Raw genomic sequence first — 12,801 nt, 5'->3', positions numbered from 1 at the left:
GCCAAAACGGGAAGCGAAACAAACTCGCCTGCGGCTCAGACAGGTTTCGCTTCTTTATCCGTTTTGGCCCGCGCTCTTTTGGCGTCTGCACAGGGGGGTTTTTAACCCCATCCCCACCCTAACCCTCCCCCTACGCGGGCCGCCTTGAAGGGGAGGGAACCTCGGCTCGCTCGCTGCGCATCGCCTTGCTGAATGCCGAATGCTGATCGCCGCTGCGCTGCCGGGGCTTTGCCCGAACGGNCTCGGCTCGCTCGCTGCGCATCGCCTTGCTGAATGCCGAATGCTGATCGCCGCTGCGCTGCCGGGGCTTTGCCCGAACGGTGCTTTCTTCTGGCGGTACTCCATCCTCACCACCTTCCCACGATCAAGAACGTTCCCTCCCCTTCAAGGGGAGGGCTAGGGTGGGGATGGGTTGAAATCCCCCTGTGCAGACGCCAAAAGAGCAGCGCTGCAAGCGGATAAAGAAGCGCAGCTGTCTGAGCCGCAGGCGAGTTCTGCGCTTCCCGCTTGCGGCACTGCTCTTTTGGGAACCCGAAGGGCGGCTGAACCGGGGTCGCCTTTCTTTGCTCACTTTCTTTGGCGAAGCAAAGAAAGTGAGTGGCCCGCCGGGGCCAGTCCCGGCNTGGGAACCCGAAGGGCGGCTGAACCGGGGTCGCCTTTCTTTGCTCACTTTCTTTGGCGAAGCAAAGAAAGTGAGTGGCCCGCCGGGGCCAGTCCCGGCAAGCATCCACGAAGAACAACCAGCCCAGAACCACCGAAGAAAAAACCCTCAGAAACTCTTGCAAAAAAGCACCATTCCCCCTTAAACCCCTTCCCCAGCAACAAGTAGAAACAACTCTAACCATTAACACCACACCCCCACCGAACCTGCCCGCAAGAAGCATGTCGAATTCCGGCAAGCCAACCTCATAGCGGCCACACGCAAGATCCACCCACCGCTATGTCCCGGTCCACGGCAGCAGCAACTTGTTTTACGGAAATTTGAAGGAGATTTGACGTGGGCATACTAGGTACCATCATGGGCAGGCGTGAGCCTGAAGTCGCATACCGCACCGTAGATGGCGGTCATCCGGCGCCATATCCGGACATGACGGACGAACAGCTCTACAACTATGAAGTCACATTCAATGTACCGAAGCGGACGTTCGACAGACCGCCCGTATCGGCACGGCGACGAGACGAGGAGGTCACCATACTGCGCGAACCCAGAACAGACATGCGAATTGAGCCCAGAACGGAAATGCGGATTGAACCGCGTGTCGCACCGAGAATGCCGCAACCACCCGAGCGCTCATTCGACGCACCACGCTATACCGCCCGCCCGTCGCGTCAGCCCGAACCGGACCATGGATTCGTCGAACAGATCGAGCCGGTTGCCCCGGCTGCACCAGCACCCCCGGCTGCACCACGCGCGGCAGCCGTACCCGAGCCGCAACCTGTCGCAGCACCACCGCTGGACCTCAGCAAACCGGTGCGACTGACGACCACCAAGCAACCGGTCGAAATCATCACCACCCGTGCACGCCATCCGCTCTACAAGGTGCATGGCTACATTGGCGACGACGATGTGGTGACAGTATTTACCCTGGACGGACGCCTGTCGGAGAATGGTTTGCCTTACCTCGAAAACATCCCTTCACAGCAGCAACTGCATGTGAACATTTATCCCAACACCGATCCACGGAGCAAGGACCGGTACCTGCTGACCCAACATGCCAGCCGCGAGGAGGCAGATGCCGAGGCGCGTCCCGGACGACTGGCCTGTGTGGCGGTTCAGTTCGACTTGTGAAACACGCAGCGCGGGCGCCGAAAACAGGTGCCGGCAAAAGCCCGCGTTGCAACACCCTGTTTCAGCCCCACTTTCCTGCATTGAACAAGGTTTTCAGTTCGCGCGGCTGCGAGCGCCAGTACTGCGGCGGTGCATCGACATGCGCACCTAGTCTGGCCGCTGCATGCCACGGCCAGCGCGGGTCGTACAGGATGCCGCGTGCCAGTGCCACCAGATCGGCCTCGCCGGACGCCACAATCGCTTCCGCCTGCTCCGGCTCGGTAATCAGGCCAACGGCAATTGTCGGCAAGCTGGTTTCACGCTTGATGCGTTCGGCGAATGGCACCTGATAGCCGGGCCCGAGCGTGATTTTCTGCTTCGTCGACAGGCCGCCGCTCGATACATGAATGAACGCACATCCACGACGTTCGAGTTCCTTCGCGAAGGCAACCGTCTGTTCAAGATCCCAGCCACCGTCGACCCAGTCGGTCGCGGACACACGCACGCCGACCGGCCTCTCACCTGGAAAGGCTGCACGTACGATGTCAAAAATTTCCAGCGGAAAACGCATGCGGTTTTCCAGCGAGCCGCCGTATTCATCTTCGCGGCGGTTCGACAGCGGCGACAAAAACTGATGCAGCAGATAGCCATGCGCGGCATGGACTTCAATCGCATCCAGTCCCAGCCGTGCCGAACGCCGCGCCGCATCGGCAAACGCATCGCGAATACGCTGCAAGCCAGCGGCATCAAGCGCGACCGGCGTCTCATCGCCTTCCGTAAACGGCACGGCCGACGGCGCGGAGGTTTTCCAGCCGCCTTCGGCCAAGGGAATCGAATGTCCGCCTTCCCACGGTACATGTACCGATGCCTTGCGCCCCGCATGGCCCAATTGAATCGCCACGGCGGTCGGTGAATGCTTGCGCACCGCCTGCAATACCCTGGCCAGCGCCGCCTCGGTGGCGTCATCCCACAGCCCCAGATCGCTAGGCGAAATGCGGCCAGCCGCCTCGACGGCGGTCGCTTCGATAAACATCAGGCCGGCACCGGACAGCGACAGGTGGCCCAGATGAATCATGTGCCAATCGGTCGCCGCGCCGTTCTCGGCGGAGTACTGGCACATCGGTGCGATTACAATGCGATTCTTGAGTGTGAGTTCCCCGAGCGAGTAGGGCGAAAATAAGGTGCTCATATTCTTTTTCCTGGAAACAGATGAAAAATCCGGTACGACTGATGATATTGCAATGCATCATCCTCAGAGAGGCACGGCGGTGCGGAATAGCTGCGATCACTCCCCATTGCACGATGCGACGTAGGTCTATCCTGCAACACACGGCGACAACAAAAAGCAAGAACAACGAAACACAACAAGACACCACACAGTCATGTCCGAAAACAACAAGCTTCATTTAACCACCATTGCTTCTTATCTGCTGGCTGCGGGAGCTTTGTTCATCGTGCTGCACAAGGGCTTGCTGGCCGCGCTGTTCTCCGGCTTGCTGGTGTATTCGCTGGTGCATGTCATGGCGCCCCCGTTGTCGCGCAACATTAGTGATCACCGCGCACGCATGATTGCGGTCATTTTGCTTGGCGGCCTCATTGTGCTGGTTCTGTCGCTGGCCATCTGGGGCGGGGTCAGTTTTTTTCTGAGCGATGCCGGCAACCTCGGCGTGCTGATGAAAAAGCTGGCCGATATCATCGAAACCTCGCGCGACCAGATGCCGGCATGGCTCAGGCAATACATTCCCACGAGCGCGGACGCGATCCGGGAAATGATTACGACGTGGCTGCGCGCTCATGCGTCGGAGGCGCAATTCATCGGCCAGCAGGCCGGGCGCACCATTGCGCATTTGCTGATCGGCATGGCGATCGGCGCGATGGCGGCGCTGTACGACACCACCACCCCACCGAATTACAAACCGCTTGCTTCGGCATTGCATGCCCGCGTCGTTAACCTTCACAGCGCATTCCGCCAGATCGTCTTTGCGCAGGTCAGGATCGCCGGCCTCAATGCGCTATTTACCGCCGCATACCTGGTGATCGTATTGCCGCTGGCTGGCATACGCCTGCCTCTCACCAAGAGCATGATTGCGATTACCTTCTTCGCCGGCTTGCTGCCGGTGGTCGGAAACCTGATCTCCAACTCGGTGATTGTCATTGTCAGCCTGTCGCATTCGTTGTCGATCGCCATAGCGTCACTGGTGTTCCTCATCGTCATCCACAAGCTTGAATATTTCCTGAATGCCAGAATCATCGGTGCCCACATCAATGCCAAGGCATGGGAGCTGCTCGCCGCCATGTTAACGATGGAAACCATCTTTGGTTTGCCAGGCGTGGTCGCCGCCCCGGTGTTCTATGCTTATGTAAAGAAAGAACTCGCCGATTACGATCTTGTTTGAGCGATATTCAATGCTGAAACTTTCGACATTTCCTGTTATCACACCAATATGGAGGGCTGTGCCGGATTGCGGCATTGCCATTCACCATTGCTAATCAAAGGAGGACGACCATGTCGAACCTGAACAGAACGTCTGCGGAGGACGAGGACAAACAGAAAACGACTTCATCGCAAGGAAACGACTCACAGTCGGTAACGCCGAAGGATGTGTCTTCAAAGGATGCGGCTTCCCGCGACGTGCGGGTACGCCAGATTCAGTCCGAGGACAAGAACGAGAAAGAAGAAGAGCAGATCGACGACGCAGTGGAAATGACTTTCCCCGCCAGCGATCCGATAGCGATTCCCAAACCTGAAACCGAAGCCGACAAGCAGCGCTCCGGACGGTAAGCCGTAATACTGTGCCATGCGCGGACAGCATTCCGCGCATGGCGCCTTCGTATCCCTGTGTTCCTGCTTTCGTCCTGCTCCTCTATTCCCACCCTGTGTCACCAGACGTGATACACGCGCCCCGTGTGCAAGCCATCCACGCTCTTGATGTAAGCCTGTGCCACACGCGTTGCCGGCACCGGTTCAAATCCATGGAAATACGGACCGTAGGCCTCCATCGATTCCTGCAACACGGAAGGGCTGATGCCGTTGATGCGTAAGCCGCGTGGCAATTCGATCGCTGCCGCGCGTATGAAACCTTCGACTGCCGCGTTCACCATGGTGGCGCTGACACCGTAGCGGATCGGCTCGTCGCCGACTATCCCGCTGGTCAGCGTGATCGAGCCGCCGTCGTTCAGGTGACGCTGTGCGGCCAGTGCGACATTCACCTGTCCCATCAACTTGTGCTGCAGGCCGATGTGCAATTGCTGTGGTGTGATTTCCGAGAGCGGACCAAAGTGCACATTGCCGGCGGCGACCACTACCGCATCTGCTTTGCCGACACGCGCAAACAGGGCCTCGACGCTGGCCGGATCGGCAATATCAACATGGTACTGTCCGTTGGTGTTGCCGACCCGGATCACTTCATGCCGGGTAGCGAGTTGTTCCGAGACTGCTTTGCCGATGGTGCCGGTGGCGCCGATAACGATAACTTTCATGCTGTTCTCCTGTGATGGGTGGTTTTCCACGTTGCCCCATGCAAGGGAAGCGACGGCGGCAACGGTGAAGCCATTATTGATTTATTCATAAAAGGAATAAATGTGCTAGGATGAACAACATTACTAAGCAATGGTTAGCAATCTATGGACAAGCTGCGCAGCATGGAAATCTTTGTCGCCGTGGTGGACAGCGGCAGTTTCACGGCCGCCTCCGAGGCGTTCAACATTTCTCCGGTCATGGTTGGCAAGCATGTGCGTGAGCTGGAAGAGAGATTGGGCACCCGGCTGCTGACGCGCACCACCCGACGGCAGAACCTGACCGAGATCGGGCGCCAGTATGTCGAACGCTGCCGCCAGATCCTTGCTGACATTGCCGCCGCCGAATCGGGCGCGGAAGCGATGCGCACCAGCCCACGGGGCTTGCTCACTATCAGCGCGCCGGTATCCTTCGGCAGCCAGCTGATGGCGCCGGCCATTGCCGACTATCTCAGCCTGTATCCGGAAGTGAGCCTGGACCTTAATCTCAACGACCGCGTGGTCGATCTGGTCGAAGATGGCATCGATGTCGCGGTACGCATTGGCAAACTGGACGATTCCGCCCTGGTGGCGCGTCCCTTGCAGCCTTACCGGATGCTGATCTGCGCGTCGCCCGACTATCTTGCACGCGCCGGCACGCCGCTCAAGCCGGAGGACCTGGCCAGCCACCAGTGCCTGGACTTTATGCACTGGAGCAAGGAGGTACGCTGGAAGCTTGCCGCCACTGGGGACAGGCAGGTCGATGTGCCGGCCAGCCGCTTTCGCTCCAACAATGGGCAGGCGCTGCGCATGGTCGCATTGCGTGGCTATGGCATCGTGATGCAGGCGGAAATCCTGCTGGGCGACGATGTCCGTGCCGGACGCCTGGTATCGCTGCTTGAAGACTATGCACCGCCGCCGCGACCCACGCATCTGGTCTATCTGCGTGATCGCCAGCCCACACCCAAGCTTGCGACGTTCATCGATTTCATGCTGGAGCGTTTCGGCGCGAAGCATGGGGCGAACAGTCAGGAGAAAAGTACGACGAAAAGCATGACAAAAAGCGAGGCGAAAAAAAAGCCGGCTGGGTAAGCCGGCTTGCCAACGTTACGAATGCGATGGTAGGTAGGGTAAAGCCATCCGTAACGCGCATTGCTATACTCAATAAGCTAGTGAGCCACGTGAGCTATTCGTATTTGCCTCTTGCGAAAAAATTCAACAGCTTGTCGACTTCGCTGCGCTCTTCTTCGATACGCAGGCTGCCGATGAACTTCTGGTAGGCCTGCGTATCCTTTTTCGCCAGTTCCGTAAATTCAGCGGCGGACATCGGTTTCTTGCCATTATCGGGAGCTTGCACTATCAGGGTATCGACATTGAGCTTCTTCAGCTGCGTGGCTGCCGAATTGCCCGTAGCGAGCGTCGCCGGATCCTGTGCCGCACCCGCCATGCCGATCGCCTGCAGGATATCCGGCCTGCGCCAGCCGATAACAGATAGCGATACCAGCAGCATGATCAACAGCGTCTTCAAGGTTTTCTCCGGAAACTACAGGTAAGGTGTCAAGCGATGGAGCGAAGTTATCACATCGAAAAATCCCTAGCCATGCCATGAATATGTGATGTGTGGTTTGCCCTGCAGAGCAGTTCGTAGCGCGCTACACTGCGCAGTCGAATGATTTGCGGAGGCGGAATGATGAAAATTGCAGTCTACGGTTTCGGTGCGATCGGCGGGTTGATCGGTGCGCGTCTTGCGGGCGCCGGATGCGAAGTCAGCGCGGTCGCGCGTGGTGCGACGCTTGATGCATTGCGCCGGCACGGTGCGCGCGTGCAGTCGCAGGAACAAACCCTCACCGTGCCGTTGCGGGCGGAACAAGACCCGGCAGCGCTCGGCGTGCAGGACGTGGTGATCATCGCCGTCAAGGCCACCGCCTTGCCGGACGTCGCGCGCCAGGTTGCGCCGCTGATCGGACCGGAAACCATCGTGATCACGGCGATGAACGGCGTGCCATGGTGGTTCTTCGCCGCCGATGGGCTGCCCTATGCCGGCACCCGCCTGGCGTCGCTCGATCCGGACGGCGCCTTGCTGCGCGCCATTCCGGGCGCCCAGATCATTGGCTGCGTGGTGCACCTGTCGAGTTCCTGTCCCGAACCGGGGCTGGTACGTCTCGGCTTTGGCAACCGACTGACCCTCGGCGAACCGGGCGGCGGCGATAGCGAGCGCCTGCAACAGCTGGTGGCGCTGTTGGGCAAGGCCGGTTTTCAGGCGGAGGCCAGCCAGGATATCCGCACCGACATCTGGTACAAGTTGTGGGGCAACATGACGATGAACCCGGTCTCCGCCATCACCGGCGCCACGGCCGACAAGGTACTCGACGATCCGCTGGTCCGCAGCTTCTGCCTGTCCGCCATGCAGGAAGCCGCAACGATCGGGGAACGCATCGGCTGCCCAATCACGCAGAGCGGCGCGGACCGCATGGACGTGACGCGGCAGCTGGGCGCATTCAAGACTTCCATGCTGCAGGATGCCGAAGCAGGCAAGGCACTGGAAATCGATGCGCTGGTCACGGCGGTGCAGGAGATCGGCAAGCTGGTCGACGTCCCCACGCCGACGATTGATGGCTTGCTGGGGCTGGTGCGGCTGTTTGGCCGTACGCATGGCTTGTATCCGGAATAGCCCTGCTTAAGCACACTAACGCATTAAAAGCACTGCATGAAAGCACCGTTGCCGCGGCAGGTTCCACCGCCCGGCGCGACGTAGTTTCCATCGCTACCCTGATAGCGCTCGCCACCGCTCCAGCATCCGCCGGGATCGCAGCTGGTCACCGGCGCAGGAGAGGGCGGGCCGACAGGTTGCGGCGTGGCGAGGACTGGCGGGGCCGGGGACGGCGCGGGTGCCGGCGGCTCCGGCATTCGCATGATGGTTGCGGGCACGGCGCGACGTCCCGTGCGCGGATCGGCGGAGCGAGTTGGCGTCGATGACTTGTCCGTCGTGACAGGTGCTCGAGGTGCTGCAGAGGCTTCTGTTGCGGCCGGCGCGGCTGCCGGCTCCCTTGGCACGGGCCTGTTCTGTATGCTGAGGAGCTTGGGGTCGACTGAACTGCAAGCGGTCAGAATAAGCGCAGTGGTCAGGAAACGAACTGGTGTTCTCAAGTTGACTCCGGCGGAAATGAAGGCATCAGTTCATTATCGTTGGACCAAGCCGATCCGCAAGCTGTCGGCAAGACGGCCGGCAGGTACATGCGTGCTTCCACAACAGATACAGGAGAACAGGAGAACAAGAGATGGCTGAGCCGCCGGTCCTGGAACAAGCGCTTTACGATGTCACGCTGCCTGCCTCCGCAAGAACTCCGGCACCTTTGCCGCGCTCAGTGCCGTGACACGTGACAACAATTCCGTATCCACTCGTGTCAGCCCATATCGGCTTTGCAAATGCTCACCGATATGCAGCAGCACATTGGCGCTGACTTCCGCGTCGGCCTCTGCACGGTGCGCAGTACCCTTGAAACGAATCCCAAGCGATGAAGACAGCATACCAAGCTTGTAACTTGGCAAACCCGGAAACACCCGCCGCGACAGTTTTAAGGAACATACCAGGCGGCGGTGACGCGGCATCAACCCGAGATCACGGCTTTCCGCGATCAGGAATTTTTCATCGAAACTTGCATTGTGCGCGGACAGCGCGTCATCGCCGATAAACGCCAGCAGCTCCGGCACCACCCGCGAGACACACGGCGCGCTGTCGACCATCTTCTGGGTAATCCCGGTCAGGCTGGTAATGAAGGCCGGCACGTGAACATGGCAGTTGACCAGAGATACATAGCGGTCAACGATGCGACCGCCCTGGATCTTCAATGCAGCGACTTCGGTAATGCGTGCCCCGGCCGCCGGCGACAATCCGGTGGTTTCAAAGTCGAGCATCACGATGGGTTCCTGGTACATGGCTGTTGCAGCGCCGATAGGGTGGGATCGGCGTGATGGATGGCAAAGAGAAGCCCCGATTTTACGGTATGCGACAACAAGAAGCGATGTCGGAACGGTCAGATCTCGCACGCGCCGCCACGCCACAGTCAACGCAATGCCGCATTACATATCGTTCGCATCGCCGCATCGGCGCATCGACGTATTGCAATAATCGCTCGGCTTGCTTCCCGTGATCCGGGAACAGGCTGAAGCAACAGGGAACCCTGGTTGATCGGGTATGGTCTTTCTGTCAACGCAGTTGGACTTACGCATGTCGTGTCCCACGCCGACCTTGCCATTCACGTAAAATTCCGCCGGCTCATTTCTGGACTCGTCATGCCAAGCAATCCTCTCAGTCATTACCGTCTTTTTCGATCCGGCGCATGCCTGGCCTTGCTCGTTTTTTCCGCAATGCTGGCCCGCGCACAAGCGCCGACCCGCAGCGACGACATCGCCAAACGCGTTGCGCCCTGCATGACTTGCCACGGCAAGGAAGGCCGCGCCACCAATGATGGCTACTATCCTCGCATTGCCGGCAAACCCGCAGGCTACCTGTATAACCAGCTGATCAACTTCCGTGATGGCCGCCGCCAGCAATATCCCTTGATGGTGTATATGGTGCAAAACCTGTCCGATGACTACCTGAAGGAAATGGCAGTCTTCTTCGCCGACCAGCATCTGCCCTATCCGCCACCGCCGACGATCGCTGCGACGCCGGCTATCCTGGAACGCGGACGCCAGCTTGTGATGAACGGCGACCCGGCACGCAAGCTACCTGCCTGTATCGCCTGTCATGGCGAGGCGCTGACCGGCGTGGCCCCGGCCATTCCCGGTCTGCTCGGTTTGCCGCGCGACTATATCAATTCCCAGTTCGGTGCCTGGCGTGAAGGTACGCGCCGCGCGCTTGCCCCTGACTGCATGGCCGAAATCACCCGCCAGCTCCGTCCCGACGAGATCAGTGCGGTGTCCGCCTGGCTATCGACGCGCGGGGTCCCGGACGATGCGGCGCCTGCCCGTTCCTTGCCGGCAAAGCTGCCGGTTGCCTGCGGCAGCGTTCCGCAATAAGGGGAAATCATGAAACGTATTCTCCTGGTATTGCTGGTCCTCGTGCTGTGCGGCCTTGGAATCACCGCCTATTTCGGTACACGTGAAGACGATGTCGGCGCCGCTCCGGCCGCCGCCCAGGCTGATGCCGCCGAACTTGTCAAAAGGGGCGCTTATCTTGCGCGTGCCGGCGACTGCATGGCCTGCCACACCACGCGCGGCGGTGCCGCCTATGCGGGTGGTCGCGCGATCCAGACCCCGTTCGGCGCTATCCATGCACCCAACATCACGTCCGACAAGGAAACTGGCATCGGCGACTGGAACGCCGACGATTTCTGGCGCGCCATCCATAACGGCAAGTCGAAGGACGGCACGCTGCTCTATCCGGCATTTCCTTATCCAAACTACACTCGTGTCACGCGCGCCGACTCCGATGCCCTGTATGCGTATTTCAAGACGGTGCCACCGGTGCACCAGGTCAACAAGGAACCGGAATTGCGCTTCCCATTCAATTACCGCTTCCTGCTGGCCGGCTGGCGGGCCCTGTATTTCCGCCCCGGCGTGTATGAAGCGGAACCGACGCAGAATGCCGAGTGGAATCGCGGCGCCTATCTGGTGCAGGGGTTAGGGCATTGCAGTGCCTGCCATGCACCGCGCAATTTCCTGGGCGCCACGACAAGTGGTGAAAACCTGAGCGGCGCGATGATTCCCATGCTCAACTGGTATGCGTCGTCGCTGACTGGCGAACGCGGCGAAGGCTTGGGCAAGTGGGAGGTGCAGCATATCGTCGATCTGCTGAAAACCGGCGTCTCGGCGCAAGGCGCCGCGTCCGGCCCGATGGCGGAAGTGGTTCAGGAAAGCCTGCAATATCTGGACGAAAAGGATGTGAGGGCGATGGCGGTCTACCTGAAATCGCTGCCGCAGAATGAAAAAGCCGAAGAGCCGGCGGGGCCAAGGCGCAATCCCGAGACCGAGCAGATGCTGAGCCTCGGTGCCTCGCTCTATGAAAAACATTGTGTCGAATGCCACAAGGCATCCGGGGAGGGGCAGCCGCCCGGTTATCCGGCGCTTGCCGGCAACCGCTCGCTGCTACTTGCCTCGCCGGTCAACCCGATCCGGGCGGTGCTGCATGGCGGCTACCCGCCCAGCACCGCCGGCAATCCCCGGCCTTATGGCATGCCGCCTTTCGGTGCGATCCTGAACGACGATGAAGTCGCCGCGGTGGTTTCCTTTGTGCGTAACAACTGGGGCAATCGCGGTTCGATGGTAACGGGCGATCAGATCAATAACTATCGATCGATCGTGCTGGAGTAGCCGGGGCCGGTGCGAGGGCGGTTACACTATGGGGTTTCCATTCAACCCTTGCCGCCCATCCTGCCTCTGCCATGACTACCTTTAATGTAGAAAACGTCAACGTTACCCGTTTCGATTCCATGCCCACGCCGGAAGACTTGCATGCCAGTCTTCCCCTGACAGAAGCGGCGGGCACCTCTGTTACCAAGGGCCGTGAAACGCTGCGCAACATTCTCGATCGCAAGGATCCACGCATGTTCGTGGTCGTCGGGCCGTGTTCCATCCATGATCCGGTTGCTGGCCTGGATTACGCACGCCGCCTGAAAAAATTACAGGCGGAAGTCAGCGACACCTTGCTGCTGGTCATGCGCGTCTACTTTGAAAAGCCTCGCACCACCACCGGCTGGAAGGGTTACATCAACGATCCGGACATGGATGATTCCTTCCACATCGAGCGCGGCATGGCCGCTGCGCGCAAGTTTCTGCTCGACGTCTGCGAACTTGGCCTGCCCACCGCGACCGAAGCGCTCGATCCGATTTCACCGCAGTTCCTGGGCGACCTGATCGCCTGGACCGCGATCGGCGCACGCACCACCGAGTCCCAGACGCACCGCGAGATGTCATCCGGCCTGTCGACCCCGGTCGGCTTCAAGAACGGGACCGACGGCGACATCGGCATTGCGATCAACGCCATCCTGTCTGCCTCGCATCCACATTCCTTTCTCGGCATCAACGGCCAGGGCAAGGTGGCCATCGTGCGCACCAGCGGCAATCGCTATGGGCATGTGGTTTTGCGTGGCGGCGACGGTCGTCCCAACTACGACACCGTGTCGGTGGCGATGGCCGAGCAAGCGCTGGCCAAGGCGAAGCTGCCCGCCAATATCGTGGTCGACTGCTCGCATGCCAACAGCTTCAAGAACCCGGAGCTGCAACCGCTGGTCATGGCCGACGTGGTCAATCAAGTGCGTCTCGGCAGCAATTCGCTGGTCGGCGTCATGATCGAATCGAACATCGTCGCCGGCAAGCAATCCATCCCGGCAGACCTTTCCCAACTGAAGTACGGCTGCTCGGTGACCGATGGCTGCGTGGGCTGGGAGACCACCGAAAAGATGATCCGTGACGCCGACGCGATGCTGAAGGGCGTGCTCTCGGCACGATGCAAATAAGCTGCTTATAGCACTCTTCATCTTTAGCCTGCTGCAAGTTTCCAGGTCCACCTGTACCGCAGCGGTCCCTGGCGTGAA

Annotated in this window: 14 protein-coding genes; 9 read left to right on the top strand and 5 right to left on the bottom strand. The window is 59.9% G+C overall.

What is annotated here, in order from left to right; all coding sequences use genetic code 11:
- Positions 1-623 precede the first annotated feature (623 nt).
- The coding region (locus tag ASE07_RS29930) for a hypothetical protein (protein WP_235548536.1) at positions 624-806 on the top strand (183 nt) is incomplete at its 5' end.
- Positions 807-997: 191 nt separating this feature from the next.
- Positions 998-1,789 (top strand): hypothetical protein, encoded by a 792-nt coding sequence (locus ASE07_RS19830; protein WP_156396807.1) that lies wholly within the window; start codon positions 998-1,000, stop codon positions 1,787-1,789.
- 61 nt (positions 1,790-1,850) lie between these two features.
- Here the strand turns inward: ASE07_RS19830 and ASE07_RS19825 are convergent, their stop codons facing one another.
- Positions 1,851-2,957 (bottom strand): NADH:flavin oxidoreductase/NADH oxidase, encoded by a 1,107-nt coding sequence (locus ASE07_RS19825; RefSeq protein WP_057292533.1) that lies wholly within the window; start codon positions 2,955-2,957, stop codon positions 1,851-1,853.
- A gap of 193 nt (positions 2,958-3,150) precedes the next feature.
- Between ASE07_RS19825 and ASE07_RS19820 the strand changes: the two genes are divergently transcribed.
- Both ASE07_RS19820 and ASE07_RS19815 read left to right on the top strand, forming a co-directional pair.
- Positions 3,151-4,164: an AI-2E family transporter gene (locus tag ASE07_RS19820; protein ID WP_057292532.1), complete on the top strand. Its 1,014-nt coding sequence runs from the start codon at positions 3,151-3,153 to the stop codon at positions 4,162-4,164.
- A gap of 110 nt (positions 4,165-4,274) precedes the next feature.
- Complete coding sequence (locus tag ASE07_RS19815) at positions 4,275-4,550, top strand: hypothetical protein (protein ID WP_057292531.1); 276 nt, start codon at positions 4,275-4,277, stop codon at positions 4,548-4,550.
- Positions 4,551-4,648: 98 nt separating this feature from the next.
- Here the strand turns inward: ASE07_RS19815 and ASE07_RS19810 are convergent, their stop codons facing one another.
- On the bottom strand, positions 4,649-5,248 hold the full coding sequence (locus tag ASE07_RS19810; protein WP_057292530.1) for a short chain dehydrogenase: 600 nt from the start codon (positions 5,246-5,248) through the stop codon (positions 4,649-4,651).
- A 144-nt stretch (positions 5,249-5,392) separates the two neighbouring features.
- Between ASE07_RS19810 and ASE07_RS19805 the strand changes: the two genes are divergently transcribed.
- The gene (locus ASE07_RS19805) at positions 5,393-6,355 is read left to right on the top strand and encodes a LysR family transcriptional regulator (RefSeq protein ID WP_082584311.1); all 963 of its coding nucleotides are present in this window, start codon (positions 5,393-5,395) and stop codon (positions 6,353-6,355) included.
- A gap of 94 nt (positions 6,356-6,449) precedes the next feature.
- Here ASE07_RS19805 and ASE07_RS19800 read toward each other — a convergent pair whose 3' ends face one another.
- Positions 6,450-6,791 carry a hypothetical protein gene (locus ASE07_RS19800; protein ID WP_057292529.1) on the bottom strand — a complete coding sequence of 114 codons (342 nt, stop codon included), beginning with the start codon at positions 6,789-6,791 and terminating at the stop codon, positions 6,450-6,452.
- A 162-nt stretch (positions 6,792-6,953) separates the two neighbouring features.
- Between ASE07_RS19800 and ASE07_RS19795 the strand changes: the two genes are divergently transcribed.
- On the top strand, positions 6,954-7,934 hold the full coding sequence (locus ASE07_RS19795; protein ID WP_057292561.1) for a 2-dehydropantoate 2-reductase: 981 nt from the start codon (positions 6,954-6,956) through the stop codon (positions 7,932-7,934).
- 23 nt (positions 7,935-7,957) lie between these two features.
- On the opposite strand, the gene ASE07_RS28990 is transcribed toward ASE07_RS19795, so the two are convergent.
- Positions 7,958-8,410 (bottom strand): hypothetical protein, encoded by a 453-nt coding sequence (locus tag ASE07_RS28990; protein ID WP_156396805.1) that lies wholly within the window; start codon positions 8,408-8,410, stop codon positions 7,958-7,960.
- 171 nt (positions 8,411-8,581) lie between these two features.
- Entirely contained in the window at positions 8,582-9,199 is a 618-nt protein-coding gene (locus tag ASE07_RS19780; protein WP_057292526.1) for a 3'-5' exonuclease, read from the bottom strand.
- A gap of 432 nt (positions 9,200-9,631) precedes the next feature.
- On the opposite strand from ASE07_RS19780, the gene ASE07_RS19775 reads away from it, so the two are divergent.
- The 3 genes from ASE07_RS19775 to ASE07_RS19765 all read left to right on the top strand — a co-directional run bounded on the left by ASE07_RS19775 (position 9,632) and on the right by ASE07_RS19765 (position 12,723).
- Entirely contained in the window at positions 9,632-10,285 is a 654-nt protein-coding gene (locus ASE07_RS19775; protein WP_057292560.1) for a c-type cytochrome, read from the top strand.
- Between the two features lie 9 nt (positions 10,286-10,294).
- Positions 10,295-11,578, top strand: a complete 1,284-nt coding sequence (locus tag ASE07_RS19770; RefSeq protein ID WP_057292525.1) for a c-type cytochrome — start codon at positions 10,295-10,297, stop codon at positions 11,576-11,578.
- Positions 11,579-11,649: 71 nt separating this feature from the next.
- Positions 11,650-12,723 (top strand): 3-deoxy-7-phosphoheptulonate synthase, encoded by a 1,074-nt coding sequence (locus tag ASE07_RS19765; RefSeq protein WP_057292524.1) that lies wholly within the window; start codon positions 11,650-11,652, stop codon positions 12,721-12,723.
- Positions 12,724-12,801: the final 78 nt, after the last annotated feature.

This window comes from Noviherbaspirillum sp. Root189 (assembly GCF_001428545.1).
In the GTDB taxonomy this organism is placed as follows: Bacteria; Pseudomonadota; Gammaproteobacteria; order Burkholderiales; family Burkholderiaceae_D; genus Noviherbaspirillum.
Note: the sequence above shows the minus strand (reverse complement) of the source record. Positions and strands in the feature narration are given on the sequence as shown.